This window comes from Paenibacillus sp. FSL K6-4396 (genome assembly GCF_038002525.1).
GTDB lineage: Bacteria > Bacillota > Bacilli > Paenibacillales > Paenibacillaceae > Paenibacillus > Paenibacillus amylolyticus_B.
This window is the reverse complement of the sequence record NZ_JBBOCR010000001.1, coordinates 5,946,526-5,960,766: the sequence shown is the minus strand read 5'-3', so window position 1 is coordinate 5,960,766 and position 14,241 is coordinate 5,946,526. Positions and strand designations below refer to the sequence as shown.

Here is a 14,241-nt window from a genome sequence, read left to right as displayed (position 1 = left end):
GCTCATACTATTTAATGTTCGTTTTCTGAACAGGAGGGAAGCTAATGGCGAGAAGCAAAGAGTTCGATGAGTCTGTTGTACTGGACAAAGCGATGAGACTTTTTTGGGAACAAGGCTATGAGAAGACGTCTATGACGGAGCTGGTTAATCATATGGGAATTCATCGTAAAAGCTTGTATGACACATTTGGCGATAAACATACCTTGTTTCTGAAGTCAGTAGATCTGTATGATCACAAAATCAGCTCTGCCCTTGTAGCAGGCGTAAAGCGTTCCAAAACGGCAACGGAAGCACTTCAGTTTATATTTTGTTCTTTAATGCATGGAGAGGAATCTCCAGCATCAGGCTGCTTCATTGTTAATTCGACGGTAGAATTGGCGTCACGCGATGAAGACATGAACAACCGATCAACGGAGATGTTTGCAAATACGGAGAAACTAATCAAGGACATTATGGTGTGGGGACAGCAAGAAGGTGAATTCACAACGGAGTACAACGCCGAGGTATTGGCGGAATATCTGCATAATGTAGGGGTTGGGCTAAGGGTGATGGCCAAGACTTCAACGACAAAGGAAAAACTTCTTCGTATATCGACACTATCTATGGATCTCATACTGAAGTAGTCTATTTTTTCACCATTATAGAATGTTCATTCTAATTGATCTTCCAGATGAAACATATTTTATAGAAAAGAGAGGCAGGTAACGATATGAGAAAGACAGTTCTAATCACAGGGGTATCGGGCGGGATCGGTAAAGAGTTAGCAGATCGATTTGCCAAAGGTGGACATCATATTGTGCTGGTAGCACGAAGCGAGGGTAAAATACAGGATCTAGCTCAGGAGTATCAGAAAAAGTATGGCATTCAGGCAACGGTTATTGCCAAAGATGTAGCGGCACCTGGGGTACCACAGGAGATTTATCATGAGCTGAAGGAAAAGGGCATTGTTGTTGACTATCTTGTCAACAATGCAGGTTTCGGTCTGTTTGGTACGTTTATGGAAACGGATATGGAACAAGAAGTTAATATGATTGACGTGAATATCAAGGCTTTAACCGTCATGACCAAGCTATTCTTGCCGGATATGATACAACGTGGACACGGCGGTGTGATGAATGTGGCTTCGTTGGTAGGTTTTTTCCCTGGACCGATGATGTCGGTATATTATGCAACAAAGGCATACGTGCTATCGTTCACTGAAGCTTTGGAGAATGAAGTAAACGGTACTGGTGTTACGGTGACAGCACTGTGTCCAGGTCTGACATCTACCGGATTTGTGGATCGTTCGGGTATGGGTGTCTCGAAGATGTTGCAGGGCCCAATCATGGAAGCGGGACAGGTGGCCGAAGAAGGGTATCGAGGTTTTTTGCGTGGCAAGACGTTAATTATGCCTGGTGCTCGAAACCGATTCATCGCGTTTATGCCGCGGTTGTTGCCGCGCAAGATGATGACCCGCATGATTAGATCCTCACAGGACAAAACAGGACATTAAACATTTATAGAGTGTGTCCTTCATCTTGTCTTTTACGACAAACATACACAAAAACAGGAGGAAAGTTGAAAGGCACAAATTGAATTTTCTCCATCTCAAATAACTCAGCTAAGTGTTTCCTCATATGAAGAGAGTACTGGTATAAAACTAATGTGCCTCCAGGTCGTAGCGCTGTATGGATCTGTGACAGGATGTTTTGTCTCATTTCTCTGGAAAAATTAAAAAAGGGCAGTCCGCAAATGATGCTATCCAACTGATGAACATGTTCTTGATTGATCCTTTTTGATAGATAAGATGCATTCGAATGGAACATGAATTCAGGATATGTGTTCTTCAGATTACTTCTCATTTTGGGGTCCCTTTCAAATAAAAACACGGTTGCCGATTTCGGTAATTGTGCTCTCATGAGACGTGTGATGGCTCCTGTTCCTGGCCCCAGTTCAGCGATGGTTCTAACCTCATCCCATGGTACAGACTGGACGATTTTACAGGCTAGAAATTTGGAACTGGGGAGGACACTGCCTACTCGTTTGGGGTTCTTCAGGAATCCTTGCAGAAAAAGGAGTGGTTCAGATGTTTTCATTGCGGTTTCCTCCATTATCAATGCTATTGATGTTTCACTGGATGTTAGAAGGCAAGCTTAGTTGGAATATAAATACGTTACGCGTATGTTCTAGTGTTAGAATCCCCTGATGTAACTCCGCAATGTTTCTCGCAATAGAAAGTCCCAGACCAGATCCTGATTGAATGCCTTCGCTATTCCTCGAATAATCCACCTTATAAAAGCGATCAAACAGTCTGTTCTTTTGTTCTATCGTTAGAGGCATGCCTTTATTCTCTACTTCAATGGTAACGTGATTAGGCTGCACACTCATTCGAACATGAATTGTGCCCGGTTTAAAGGAATACTTCAGTGCATTCATGAGGAGATTGTCGATGGCTCGTGCAATCTTATCACTATCCAGAGAGACCATAATCGGAGCCTCACCAAGTTTTTTTTCAATACGAATCCCATGTTCCTGAGCTAAAGGTTCGAATTCAAACAACAATTGATCCAATAGCTGACGTAGGTCAACCTTTTTCAAATTCAATTGGGTATTCACTGCGTTAAGACGTGTGTATTCAAATAAATCATCAAGCAGCTTCTTTAAATGCGTTGCTTTGTTATGGGTGTTCTGGATGAAACGATCATACTCTGCTTTGTCTTGAAATGATTCTGATTTGAGAAGCTCAATATAACCAATTATGCTGGTAAGCGGTGTACGCAGGTCATGTGAGATGCCAGTGATCATGTCCATCTTGGATTGCTCCAGTTCGCGCTCCTTGATGATCTGCATCTGTAACTGTTCAGTCATGTGATTAATGTTGGAAGCGACTCGCCCAAGTTCATCTTGTCGATTAACGGGCACCCTGTAATTCAGATTTCCTTCGGATATGAATTGAAGCCCTTTCTCTAATGTAATGAGATCTCTCACAATTTTTCGTGTGGAAAACAAAAAAATTAACGTGAAAATTACGATGAAGATTGGTGTTAAAACATAAGGAAAAATGTGAAGAAGTGAAGGCCAATTAAATCTTTCACTAATTTCTGCGGCAGCTATGATCAACATATTATTTACACCCACAGAGCCAACAAATGAAATCAATAAACTGATCAACATTTGATATAGGATGTTAATCTGTATCTTTTTTTTAAAATGTGGTAATGGTTTAATCAATTTTATATCCCACTCCCCATACCGTTTTAATGTACTGAGGTTCGCGCGGATTTGCTTCCAATTTCTCTCGCAGGTTACGAATATGAACCATCACCGTATTATCCGAATACCCGTAAGGTTCTTTCCATACGGTTTCGTAAATTTTCTCGGAGCTAAATACTTGTCCAGGATGGCTGGCGAGCAGCACCAGAATGGAAAACTCCAGTGGTGTAAGTGAAATGTCATTATCTTTGAGCTTAACAGAATGTTTACTCGTATCAACGACAAGGTCTTTAATCAGGAGAAGTGAATCAAATTCAGCTTTGCCAATGAGTGTTTGACGTCGGAGCTGAGCCTTAACGCGAGCCAGTAATTCTAACGGATTAAACGGTTTGACCATGTAATCGTCGGCCCCGGTAGTTAGGCCCGTGATTTTATCAATGTCTTCTTCCTTGGCGGATAACATAATAATGGGAGTGGGTGATACTTCTCTTATTTTGAAGCAGGCTTTGATTCCATCCATAATGGGCATCATAACATCCAGAATAACGAGTTGAACCGATGTTGTATTGATAATATTTAGCGCTTCCTCACCATTGGCTGCTTCAATGACCTGATATCCTTCGTTACGTAAATAGACATGAATGACATCACGGATATCGGGTTCATCATCAACAACAAGAATGGTACTCATGATTCAACACTCCTTAAAAATTAGGATAACATCAGTGTAAACGATAGCCAGGAATGTTTAAATTGTTTCCTTTTTGCGACAGACATAAACGAACGCAGGTGGGATATTCAAAGGCACTAATTCTATTTTTTCGATGATAAAGTGTTCGGATAATAATTTTTTCATTTGAAGTGAATATTGAAAGGCGATGAATAATCCTCCGGGTTTTAGTGCCTTATGGATCTGCTCTACCAACGTATTTCTTAATTCAGGCTCAAAGTTGAAGAAGGGCAACCCGCTAAAAATGTAATCGAGTTGCTGAACGCCCTCTTGATTCATAGATTCTACCAATCGAGCGGCGTCTGGATAACAAGAGAACTCCGGGTATGCCATCTTAAGAGTATTCCTCATCGTTTCGTTCATCTCAAACAATAGGACTTTGGTGGAATCCTGTACTTGTTGATGAATATAGCGAGTGATAGGACCTGTACCCGATCCAAGCTCGGCGACTGCTTTTGCCTCTAGCCAAGAGGCTTGCTTCACCATTTTGCTGGCGAGAAACCGGGAACTGGGTATGATACTGCCGACATGTTTAGGGCTTTGCAGAAAGCTTTTCAAAAATAAAACAGGTTCATTGGAATTCATAGGGGTTCCTCCATAATGTGATGTTATGTTATCCAAACCAGTTAGAAATGTAATAAATGAAGCGTCGATAGTATGGGGCCGCCGAAGTAAATTCCCGCTGTAAAATACGTTATGGTCCATAACAAAGCACTGGAATAGGAGATAATAGCAAATTTTCTATACTGGACGCCGCTCAGCCCAATGACCAAAGGGAGAACATACCGCACGATTGGAATGAACAAACCGATGCACATCGCCCAATTGCCACTCTTATTCAGGATGAGTTCAGCCTTGACGAAGTGTTTATGATGTTGAAATCTGTGTTTTATCTTGGTTCCAAATAACTTCCCTGCAAAATAGGCAAAGGTAATGGCCGTTAATAGTCCTGATAAAATACAGAAATATGTGATCCATGAATTGATAACTCCTGTGTGGCTCAAAATGGCACCGCTGATAATCGTGATTTCATTTGGAATTGGAATTCCGAAAGGCCCTAATGAGAAGGCAAAATAAAAAATCAGATATCCATACTGATGTAGTAGCTCTAAGATCGTATTACTGATCATTGTTTTGCCTCCTCTCTTGTCGATATAGCAATCTTAATGAAAAAAACTAAGGAATTAATGAGCATAATTCTGAAGAAAATCTAAAGAATACATAAGCAAGGCCAAATAACTTACGTTTAAGAGAAAAAAGCCTTGCCAAATTAATGGCAAGACTTGAACAGGTAGAACAATTCAGGAGCGGTGATCAAGTGATTTCTGAATATCAAATAAAGTTTGTCTCCAAAAGGAACGTATGAGCGAGCTCGAGTTGAATACCTATATCTTTATATGCAAGGAATTGGATGAGCATCAAAGAAGAGCCGAGATGTCATAATGACGACTCAGCTCTTTTTGATGTCCCAGGGGAGTAGACTTCTTTAAAATCAGTTTATTGTAGGAAGTAGAACCATCTGAGTTTGGCACCAGCAATAAAAAACAAAACAATCCACCCCCACAAAAACAACAAACGTAAAGGTCGTGGAATCAGGAGATATTCTGAGTACAATTTGCTGAAAAGTTTCATTACAGTAGTGACCACCCCTGCTAAGTTACTCCCTTATAACCGCTTTCGAAAGAAAAAGAGATGATAAGATAACCAAGATCCCAACAAGTCTGTATCCCGTGGGGTAGGGCTCAAGGTTTGTTCTGGAGATTATAAATCAGACGATCGATATAGATAATATCAAAAGACCAAAGGGGATCTTATAACTCAGATGCAGAACCTCCAATTATATCAAAATTAGGTATATTATATCATGATAAACACCAGAGGACATTTTTGTATCAGATTCAGCCGTACCTACTCATTCAATAAATAAATCGAACGATATGATGCTGGCATGCCAATATATAGTGTAAGGAGGAGGGGGATGGATAATGAGTGAGCAAGATGAGTACATAGAACTTGTAACGTTAATACGGGCGGGGCATGAAGAAGCATATGGAGAATTATATGAGAAAACAGTGACGAGGATATATCACACTGTGCGATTTCTCATCAAGGATAAGTCTGACGCGGAGGATGTAGTACAGGAGATTTACATTCAGGCATATCGATCATTGGCGCGATATGATACGGAGCGTGCTTTTCGTCCCTGGTTGATGGGGGTGACGATGCGACAGGTTCAGAGTTATCGACGCAAAAGATTGATGCAGTTTCGGTTTGGCAAGCGGCTCGAAAAATCTGACGTGGGAATGGAATATGATTTTTCCACTGATCTGATCAACAAACTGGCAAATCGTCCTTTGCTGCAACAGGTGCGCCGTTTGCCGTACAAGCTGCAGCAGGTGGTTACACTTCATTATTTGAACGAATACACGCAAGAGGAGATTGCTGGCATATTGGAGATTCCACTTGGAACCGTGAAATCGCGTATACATGCGGCACTGGCAAAGTTGAGACAAAAAGAGAAGATGAATCCAAGGTTGCGGGGAAAGGTGGAGGATTTGCATGAAACTCGATGAACAGTTGCGGACAGCCTACCAGGAAGAGACTAAAGAATGGTCCGTTCCTGCGAGAATTAAACATAAAATGATGGATGGTATTCGAAGTGATTCTCACATTAGAAGAAATAAAAAAAGATGGCTGGTCACTGGGCTATTGGCTGTTGTACTCATTATCCCCACCGGAGCCTACGCAGGGTACACCTATCTCGCAGACGGAATATATGGTTCACAGGAAAATATCGCTGCTATGGGGGGAACAGCTGAGGATTATATGAGGTTGGAAGCGAAACTGCAGACGGCCAAGACGCATTTCAGTGAAGGAGAATTTATTCAATACATGGCCCTGCTGAAGAAAATGGGGCAAATGGCCGTGAAGTATGCCGATTCTCAAGGCAACATGCATCCTGAGCAGTGGAGTACAGAGGAGCAGGAACAATATAACCTTCTTGTAGCTGAGCTGGAACCGTTTTTCGAGAAGCTGGAAGCTGTGAGTGAAGGGTCTTCCAAAAAATTGATGGACGAGCAACAATTCTGGACGGAGCAGTTGGAACGGGCTGAGAAGACATTTACCAAGGAACAATATCGTGAGTTTAAGTCTGTCTATGAACAAATGAAGAAGTATGAAGCGATGATATTGGACAAGGATGGAAGCATCCATGAGGAACGCTTGTCAGCGGAGCAAAAGGATGATTTGAGGCAGCTAGAGAGACGTCTAATTCCCTATTTGAAACGGTTGGAGCTTAATGTGCGTTGAATCGGGTGAACTGTGAAAGAGGAGAAGAAGCGGAGAAGTGAATTCTTTCGCTTCTTTCTTTATGTGGTGATCCATTACTTCCTCCCCTGCACCTTCAGCCGATATTGATGTGGTGTAGAGCCTGTGGTAGTACGGAATACTTTGCAAAAGTAGGAGGGGCTTGTCATACCGACACGGTGACCGATTTCGGGAACGGAAAGGGAGGAACGGGTGAGCAGCACACAGGCATGACGAATGCGGGTGGCTTGAGCATAAGCAACGATGGTGGTGCCAGTCGCTTTTTTGAATACATGAGATAGATGATAGGGGGATAGATGAAGTGTCTCTGCGATATCCTCCAAACGAAAAGGCTCCTGGTAATGCTGTTCAATCCACTGCATGATGGCTTCTGCATGAGGATGAAGCATTACTGAACTGGATACGGAATGTGCCTTTAGATCCTGAATGACAACATCTTTCCATAAGTAACGTAGTTGCGTAAGTGAATCAAGTATAAAGAGGCAAGTATCCTCCACTGCTTCATGAGGTAGTAGTTCTGGATAGGTCTTATCGAATTGTTCCATTCGTTGAATGAGTGGGGAAGTGGCAGGAAGTCGGATCGGGTGAATCGGAGAGTGCTCTCCCAGCAGGTCATGTATGAAACGGTGAGTCGTCATAAAATGCGACCAATATGTCTTTAATATTTCAAGCTCAAACATAAGCACGTTTCTGATGAAAGGCTGCTGACTGGATACTTGAATCTGGAAGTGGTGCAATTGAAAAGGTCGAAAAATCATGAGCATACCGGGTTCAAGGGAGAAAACCTGACCTTCGGTTATCAACTGCCCGTATCCTTCGTGAATATAGGTTATCTCCAGCTGCGAGTGAGCATGGAACACTTCGCGAAACGTAGTGTTGGATGTACGGCGACAGACCAGCTTAAATTGTTCTCCCAGGAAGATGGACATCATGAATGCCTCCCTTATCATGCACAAGATAGTTATATTTTACCACAAGATGAACGCATAAAAGCGCTTTATTATTGTGTATTGTGAAGGAAACAAGGGAGGTTGTAACGATGTTAAGAGTGGCGATTATTGGAGCAGGTGCAATTAGTGGAGCGCATATCTCAGCATACTTAGCATTTCCAGAGCGATGTCAGATTGTTGCTGTGGTCGATATCTACGTGGAAAAAGCACAGAAGCGAATTAATGAATATGGATTGGAAGGTGCACAAGCCTTTACGGATTACACAGAGCTACTTGCCCAAAATATTGATCTGGTATCCGTCTGTACGCCACCATATACGCATGCTCCAATTGCGTGTGATTTCATGCAAGCAGGTGCGCATGTGTTGGTCGAAAAACCGATGGCATCTTCCCTGGAGGAAGCGGATCTGATGTTGAGAGCAGCGCAAGAAAGTGGCAAGTTACTATCTGTAGTAGCACAGAATCGATTTACGACACCGATGATGAAATTAAAAGGTGTGCTGGACAGTAAACGGATGGGACCTATTGTACATGTGCAGGTTGATTCGTTCTGGTGGCGGGGCCACAATTATTATGATCTGTGGTGGCGCGGGACATGGGAAAAAGAAGGCGGGGGTTGTACCCTTAATCATGCGGTGCATCATATTGATGCTATGCTTTGGATGATGGGACCTCCAGTGGAATTACAGGCGATGATGGCAAATACGGCTCATGATAATGCCGAAGTTGAGGATATATCCATGGCGATGCTTCGCTTCCAGGAAGGGGCGCTTGGCATGATTACCAGTTCCGTCGTACATCACGGAGAGGAGCAGCAGTTAATTTTTCAGGGCAAAGAAGCCCGGGTATCTGCACCTTGGAAAGTGGTTGCTTCTACCGCGAGGAATAACGGGTTTCCGGAACCGAATCGAGAGTTGGAACAACAGATTCAGAAGCTCGCTGACGAATTGCCGGATGTTACTCATGTCGGTCACGCTGGGCAAGTGGAGAATGTGTTAAATGCTATTGAGACAGGATCTCCCCTTCTGGTGGATGGCCAAAGTGGTCGGAATACGCTTGAACTGATTGTGGGTATCTATAAGTCGGCAAGTACGAGAGAAAAGGTTGTTTTTCCACTAGGGGCGAAAGACGCGTTTTACACAAGAGAAGGAATTATGCAACATGCCGTACACTTTTATGAAAAAAAGACGACGGTGGACAACTTCGAGGATTCGAGTATTACACTTGGGAGTAAGTTGGATTCGTAGTATTATACGTGAAAAAGATGCCCCTCACATAAGTGAGAATTGGCATCTTTTTTTGTTCTAGGTCTATTACACCTACACCACTAAAAAATCAATACACCCGGTTTTTCCATCCATTTAACTCGCAATCGCTTCGAGATAATAATCTCCATAGTCATTTGGTTTGCAAAATAATAGCGTTATTACGTCTTTGTATACAATTAGTATTCACTGTTTGAAGTAAATAAATCCCGGATGCGGATTGCACTAGCCATTTGCTAAATGCGATACTCCACCTCCGGGATTATCGGCGTTACCTTTAAGCTAAATAAATAAACCATAATGATTCCTCAAAATATTACAGCCACTTATCAGCCCAACGTTCCACGGCGCTTAGCGCTCTCCCCAGTTCCGTACCTTTTCGTGACAACATATATTCAGTCCGAACTGGACGTTCCGTGACCACATGGCGAACCACGAGTCCTTCTTCTTCCAATTCCTTCATTCGCTCATTTAACACGCGTTTACTCAAGTCAGGGATATAAGCGTGAATCTCACTGAAGCGCTTGGGTTCCTCCATCAACGCATGGATTATGAGGGCTACCCATTTTCGGCCAATGATCTGATAAGATTGTTCCACTTTTGTGCATATTTGCTTGGCATTCTCATCATCGCTCATGATTGTGCTCCTTCGGTTTAGTATTGCTTGTAATATCATTAGTATACTTATTGTAACCTACTTGTCCACAGGCCATATGTGTAAAATGTCACATACCAATTGTTCTTAATCTTACCACATAAAGCGTTATCATCAAATAAAAACCCTATAAACACTGGAGTTCACAGGTTAGACACGATTATTGACGAATTGTGACGACAGGTGTAATATGGGTAACGTTAATTCAAAAGGTTACAATTTATAACCTAAATACAGGTTGTGGAGAGAAGGAATGTTCCATGGTTAAATTCAGGTGTGTTATATAAACGGAGGCAAGGCGGGGAACACACCCACTTATTCCGTCTTTTGTCATGCTTGGATTTGAACATTTTGCAACATCATATACTATACTGCACAGATCACAGGAGGCACTCCAATGGATGCAATGACATTTGTCCTGTTCGGGGCAACAGGCGATTTAGCCAAACGCAAGATTTACCCTGCATTATATAACTTGTACATGGATGAGAAAATGCCGGAATCCTTCTCCGTTATCGGATTGGGACGACGTGAATTGTCGGATACGGACTTTCAGGCGAATGTTGAAAAGTCACTGCATGAATTCTCACGTCAGACGCCGGAAGAAGCATCTCAGGTTCGGGATTTCATTGGAGCTTTCCGTTATTGTTCTTTAAATAATACGAAGCTTGAAGATTACACCAAACTGTTGGAACTGGTTCAACAGCGTGAACAAGAGCTTAACATTCCCGAAAACCGCATGTTCTACATGTCGGTGGCACCGGAATTCTTTGAGCCAATCGCATTAAACATTCAAGAAAGTGGCCTGGGTAACACCAAAGGCTGGAAGAAACTGATTATCGAAAAACCTTTCGGACACGACCTGCAATCCGCTCGTGATCTGAACGAAAAACTGAGCAATACGTTTGCGGAAGAAGAGATTTACCGTATTGACCATTTCCTTGGCAAACCAATGGTTCAAAATATTGAGACGCTCACCTATGCAAATCCGGTAATTCAAGCGTTGTGGTCTAACCGTTATATTGCCAATGTTCAGATTACGGCAAGTGAGACGGTGGGTGTTGAAGAACGTGCGGCGTATTACGATCAAAGTGGTGCGCTTCGTGACATGTTCCAAAACCATATGCTTCAGTTGCTGATGATGATTGGTTTGCACTTGCCAAAACGTTGCACACCGGAAGAAATTCAATTTAAAAAGCAAAAAATTGCTGAAGCCCTTCGTCCGTTGACAAAAGAAAATATCGCTTCTGAAGTTGTTCGTGCGCAATATACAGCAGGTGAATTGCAAGGATCCTCGGTTGTTGGATATTTGGACGAGCCTGGCATTCCAGCCGGATCTCAGAACGAGACCTATGTTGCCGCAAGACTTTGGATCGATGATCCGTTCTGGAGTGAGGTTCCATTTTATATCCGTACAGGTAAACGCCTGGCTGAGAAATCCACTCGAATCGTTGTTGAGTTCAAGGCTCCACTGAAGACCGGTCCTGAATCCGAAAATACAACGGAACCTAACCTGCTGACGATTGAGATTGGTCCGGGAGAAAGCATCTCGCTTCAATTAAATGCGAAGAATCCATTGAACCATGGTGAAGTGGAACCAATGCATATGACCTTCAACTCAGGTAAACGTAACATCCCTGAAGCTTATGAGAATCTGATCTTTGATGCGATGCGTGGAGATTCCACCTTCTTTGCTCACTGGAATGAAGTGGAGCTGGCATGGCAATGGGTGCAACCGATTCAGGAAGCATTCGAAGCCGGCAGCGTGCCACTGGATACGTACAGTGCAGGTTCGCATGGACCAGAGTCAGCAGATCGCCTGACCGCAGCAGACGGCTACCGTTGGTGGTAAGTGAAACGAAAAAGTGAGCACAGAGATAAGAGCGGTATAATCCGTTCTGCTCACGAATGAACATTTTGCAAAATCCAAATGCGTCTTCCAAGCCAGCAGGATGTAGAACGACATGTTTCTATTCATCTAGAGCGTTTATCTTTGGGAGCGAACTGGATCGATAAAGCAAAATGCTGATATATATGAAGTATTTATCATGAATTATACCGTTCCAATTTTGCATAAGCCCTTCCGGTAATGTGACCGAAAGGCCGTGAAAATTTTTAAATATAGATTAGCGGTTCAGTTTTGAAAATGGGTTGGCTTTGAACGCTGAGAATGCAGTGCAGGGCACGAGATCGATTCTGAAGAAGCGTAGCGTTCGCCTTTATCCCCGGATTTTCTCCTATTTTAGGAGATTCAAAAAAATCTGGGGATAACAGCGATCAAAAGAACGATTCGTGACCGGAACGGTTACTTCACCAAACGTTAAGCACTTATTTTTAATTTTGAACGCAAATGCAATTTAAACATTGTTCATAACAGGAGGATTTTAAAATGAAACTTGGACTCGTCGGATTAGGAAAAATGGGATTGAACCTGGGTAGAAACCTGATTGATCACAAACACGAAGTGGTTGCTTTTGACCTGAACGCTGAAGCAGTAAATGAAATGAAAGAATACGGCGCTGAAGGCGTGTCTTCTTACGCTGAGATGGTGGCTTCGCTCGAATCCCCACGTGTATTGTGGATCATGGTTCCCCACAACGTAGTAGACGCTGTATTGGCTGAAGTTAGCCCGTTGTTGTCCAAAGGCGACATCATCATTGAAGCGGGTAACTCCCACTACAAAGAATCCATCCGTCGCTATGAAGAGATGAAAACCAAAGGCATTCACTACATGGATGCAGGTACATCTGGCGGTATGGAAGGCGCACGTAATGGAGCATGTTATATGATCGGTGGGGACCCGGAAGCTTGGGCAATCGTTGAACCGGCATTCAAAGATACTTCCGTAGAGAATGGCTACCTGTATGCTGGTAAAGCGGGCAGCGGTCACTTCCTCAAAATGGTTCACAATGGTATCGAGTACGGTATGATGGCATCCATTGGTGAAGGTTTTGACGTATTGGAGAAAAGTGGATTTGATTTCGACTTCGAACAAGTAGCACGTGTATGGAACAACGGTTCCGTTATCCGCTCTTGGTTGATGGAGCTGACAGAACGTGCCTTCTCCAAAGATGCAAACCTCGATGAGATTAAAGGTGTAATGCACTCTTCCGGCGAAGGACGCTGGACAGTAGAAACGGCATTTGACCTTCAAACCGCTACACCGGTTATCGCGTTGTCCTTGCTGATGCGTTATCGTTCCCTGGAGACAGACACATTCACAGGTAAAGTGGTAGCAGCATTGCGTAATGAATTTGGCGGTCACGCTGTAGAGAAAAATTAATTTTATATATAACTGTTAACATATGATGAGAATCGGGTAATGACTTATATCGTGTTTACGAATTCATCAAGTGGAGGTAACATATCATGAAATTTTTCTTGGATACAGGGAATGTGGAAGAAATCAAACGGATCGAACGTCTGGGTCTGGTGGATGGAGTCACGACTAACCCGTCTTTGATTGCCAAAGAAGGTCGCGTATTTAAAGAAGTCATTCAGGAGATCTGTGGCGTTGTTAAAGGCCCGGTCAGTGCTGAAGTCATCGGTCTCAAAGCCGAGGATATGTTGAAGGAAGCTTATGAAATTGCAGAATGGGCACCAAATGTAGTCATTAAATTGCCGATGACCGAAGATGGGCTGTATGCTTGTCATGAGTTGACGCAAAAAGGGATCAAAACCAATGTTACGCTGATTTTCTCCGCAGCACAGGGCCTGATGGCGGCGAAAGCCGGTGCAACCTACATCAGTCCATTCGTTGGTCGCTTGGATGATATTGCTGTGGATGGTATGAAATTGATTCGTGATCTGCGTCTTATTCTGGACATGTATGATCTGCCTTCCGAGATTATCGCAGCAAGCATTCGCAATATCAAACATGTAGAGGATGCAGCCCTTTCCGGTGCGCATATTGCCACCATTCCGGGTTCGCTTCTGCCGACACTTTGGAAACACCCACTGACGGACAGCGGGATTGAACGTTTCCTGAAAGACTGGGAATCTGTTCCGAAATAAAAGGATAGACATGCCTGAATCTTTGGGTGGACTGAACATAAAACCTTTCGCCTTGCAGAGTAATCTGCGGGTGAAAGGTTTTTTTTATCTCTGTTTATGTAGTTTCCG

15 protein-coding genes are annotated in these 14,241 nt (G+C 43.1%); 8 read left to right on the top strand and 7 right to left on the bottom strand.

Annotated elements, in window-relative coordinates:
- The first annotated feature begins 44 nt into the window (after positions 1-44).
- Positions 45-623 carry a TetR/AcrR family transcriptional regulator gene (locus MHB85_RS26105; RefSeq protein ID WP_341073932.1) on the top strand — a complete coding sequence of 193 codons (579 nt, stop codon included), beginning with the start codon at positions 45-47 and terminating at the stop codon, positions 621-623.
- A gap of 86 nt (positions 624-709) precedes the next feature.
- Positions 710-1,492 (top strand): SDR family NAD(P)-dependent oxidoreductase, encoded by a 783-nt coding sequence (locus MHB85_RS26100; protein WP_091020773.1) that lies wholly within the window; start codon positions 710-712, stop codon positions 1,490-1,492.
- Between the two features lie 4 nt (positions 1,493-1,496).
- Here MHB85_RS26100 and MHB85_RS26095 read toward each other — a convergent pair whose 3' ends face one another.
- The 5 genes from MHB85_RS26095 to MHB85_RS26075 all read right to left on the bottom strand — a co-directional run bounded on the left by MHB85_RS26095 (position 1,497) and on the right by MHB85_RS26075 (position 5,052).
- Complete coding sequence (locus MHB85_RS26095; protein ID WP_179198690.1) at positions 1,497-2,075, bottom strand: class I SAM-dependent methyltransferase; 579 nt, start codon at positions 2,073-2,075, stop codon at positions 1,497-1,499.
- Positions 2,076-2,109: 34 nt separating this feature from the next.
- Positions 2,110-2,967 carry a HAMP domain-containing sensor histidine kinase gene (locus MHB85_RS26090; RefSeq protein WP_373419914.1) on the bottom strand — a complete coding sequence of 286 codons (858 nt, stop codon included), beginning with the start codon at positions 2,965-2,967 and terminating at the stop codon, positions 2,110-2,112.
- Between the two features lie 235 nt (positions 2,968-3,202).
- Entirely contained in the window at positions 3,203-3,883 is a 681-nt protein-coding gene (locus MHB85_RS26085; protein ID WP_091020774.1) for a response regulator transcription factor, read from the bottom strand.
- 57 nt (positions 3,884-3,940) lie between these two features.
- Complete coding sequence (locus MHB85_RS26080) at positions 3,941-4,507, bottom strand: class I SAM-dependent methyltransferase (protein ID WP_091020775.1); 567 nt, start codon at positions 4,505-4,507, stop codon at positions 3,941-3,943.
- A gap of 41 nt (positions 4,508-4,548) precedes the next feature.
- Entirely contained in the window at positions 4,549-5,052 is a 504-nt protein-coding gene (locus tag MHB85_RS26075; RefSeq protein WP_091020776.1) for a DedA family protein, read from the bottom strand.
- Between the two features lie 855 nt (positions 5,053-5,907).
- Here MHB85_RS26075 and MHB85_RS26070 point away from each other — a divergent pair.
- Positions 5,908-6,495, top strand: a complete 588-nt coding sequence (locus tag MHB85_RS26070; protein ID WP_091020777.1) for a sigma-70 family RNA polymerase sigma factor — start codon at positions 5,908-5,910, stop codon at positions 6,493-6,495.
- Positions 6,482-7,231 (top strand): DUF3600 domain-containing protein, encoded by a 750-nt coding sequence (locus MHB85_RS26065; protein ID WP_091020778.1) that lies wholly within the window; start codon positions 6,482-6,484, stop codon positions 7,229-7,231. Before MHB85_RS26070 ends, MHB85_RS26065 begins: the two co-directional genes overlap by 14 nt.
- A gap of 74 nt (positions 7,232-7,305) precedes the next feature.
- Here the strand turns inward: MHB85_RS26065 and MHB85_RS26060 are convergent, their stop codons facing one another.
- A complete protein-coding gene (locus MHB85_RS26060; protein ID WP_341073931.1) occupies positions 7,306-8,181 on the bottom strand; it encodes an AraC family transcriptional regulator in 876 nt (291 codons plus the stop codon).
- A 107-nt stretch (positions 8,182-8,288) separates the two neighbouring features.
- On the opposite strand from MHB85_RS26060, the gene MHB85_RS26055 reads away from it, so the two are divergent.
- Positions 8,289-9,446: a Gfo/Idh/MocA family protein gene (locus MHB85_RS26055; RefSeq protein WP_341073929.1), complete on the top strand. Its 1,158-nt coding sequence runs from the start codon at positions 8,289-8,291 to the stop codon at positions 9,444-9,446.
- 334 nt (positions 9,447-9,780) lie between these two features.
- Here MHB85_RS26055 and MHB85_RS26050 read toward each other — a convergent pair whose 3' ends face one another.
- The gene (locus MHB85_RS26050) at positions 9,781-10,101 is read right to left on the bottom strand and encodes a winged helix-turn-helix transcriptional regulator (protein ID WP_036605715.1); all 321 of its coding nucleotides are present in this window, start codon (positions 10,099-10,101) and stop codon (positions 9,781-9,783) included.
- Between the two features lie 415 nt (positions 10,102-10,516).
- Here MHB85_RS26050 and zwf point away from each other — a divergent pair, with 415 nt between their 5' ends.
- From zwf to fsa, 3 genes are all read left to right on the top strand, one after another.
- Positions 10,517-11,971, top strand: coding sequence for a glucose-6-phosphate dehydrogenase (zwf, locus tag MHB85_RS26045; protein ID WP_341073928.1), 1,455 nt, complete (start codon positions 10,517-10,519; stop codon positions 11,969-11,971).
- A 537-nt stretch (positions 11,972-12,508) separates the two neighbouring features.
- Positions 12,509-13,402, top strand: a complete 894-nt coding sequence (gnd, locus tag MHB85_RS26040; protein WP_062838007.1) for a phosphogluconate dehydrogenase (NAD(+)-dependent, decarboxylating) — start codon at positions 12,509-12,511, stop codon at positions 13,400-13,402.
- An 86-nt stretch (positions 13,403-13,488) separates the two neighbouring features.
- Positions 13,489-14,133 carry a fructose-6-phosphate aldolase gene (gene fsa / locus MHB85_RS26035; RefSeq protein WP_036605718.1) on the top strand — a complete coding sequence of 215 codons (645 nt, stop codon included), beginning with the start codon at positions 13,489-13,491 and terminating at the stop codon, positions 14,131-14,133.
- The last annotated feature ends 108 nt before the right edge of the window (positions 14,134-14,241 follow it).

What these genes read in the sequence shown, in the direction of transcription:
- MHB85_RS26065 (WP_091020778.1), top strand. Translation starts at nt 6,482, where the DNA reads ATGAAACTCGATGAACAGTTGCGGACAGCCTACCAGGAAGAGACTAAA.
- MHB85_RS26050 (WP_036605715.1), bottom strand. Translation starts at nt 10,101, where the DNA reads ATGAGCGATGATGAGAATGCCAAGCAAATATGCACAAAAGTGGAACAA.
- zwf (WP_341073928.1), top strand. Translation starts at nt 10,517, where the DNA reads ATGGATGCAATGACATTTGTCCTGTTCGGGGCAACAGGCGATTTAGCC.
- MHB85_RS26070 (WP_091020777.1), top strand. Translation starts at nt 5,908, where the DNA reads ATGAGTGAGCAAGATGAGTACATAGAACTTGTAACGTTAATACGGGCG.
- MHB85_RS26060 (WP_341073931.1), bottom strand. Translation starts at nt 8,181, where the DNA reads ATGATGTCCATCTTCCTGGGAGAACAATTTAAGCTGGTCTGTCGCCGT.
- MHB85_RS26105 (WP_341073932.1), top strand. Translation starts at nt 45, where the DNA reads ATGGCGAGAAGCAAAGAGTTCGATGAGTCTGTTGTACTGGACAAAGCG.
- MHB85_RS26075 (WP_091020776.1), bottom strand. Translation starts at nt 5,052, where the DNA reads ATGATCAGTAATACGATCTTAGAGCTACTACATCAGTATGGATATCTG.
- MHB85_RS26085 (WP_091020774.1), bottom strand. Translation starts at nt 3,883, where the DNA reads ATGAGTACCATTCTTGTTGTTGATGATGAACCCGATATCCGTGATGTC.
- fsa (WP_036605718.1), top strand. Translation starts at nt 13,489, where the DNA reads ATGAAATTTTTCTTGGATACAGGGAATGTGGAAGAAATCAAACGGATC.
- MHB85_RS26055 (WP_341073929.1), top strand. Translation starts at nt 8,289, where the DNA reads ATGTTAAGAGTGGCGATTATTGGAGCAGGTGCAATTAGTGGAGCGCAT.
- MHB85_RS26095 (WP_179198690.1), bottom strand. Translation starts at nt 2,075, where the DNA reads ATGAAAACATCTGAACCACTCCTTTTTCTGCAAGGATTCCTGAAGAAC.
- MHB85_RS26080 (WP_091020775.1), bottom strand. Translation starts at nt 4,507, where the DNA reads ATGAATTCCAATGAACCTGTTTTATTTTTGAAAAGCTTTCTGCAAAGC.
- MHB85_RS26100 (WP_091020773.1), top strand. Translation starts at nt 710, where the DNA reads ATGAGAAAGACAGTTCTAATCACAGGGGTATCGGGCGGGATCGGTAAA.
- gnd (WP_062838007.1), top strand. Translation starts at nt 12,509, where the DNA reads ATGAAACTTGGACTCGTCGGATTAGGAAAAATGGGATTGAACCTGGGT.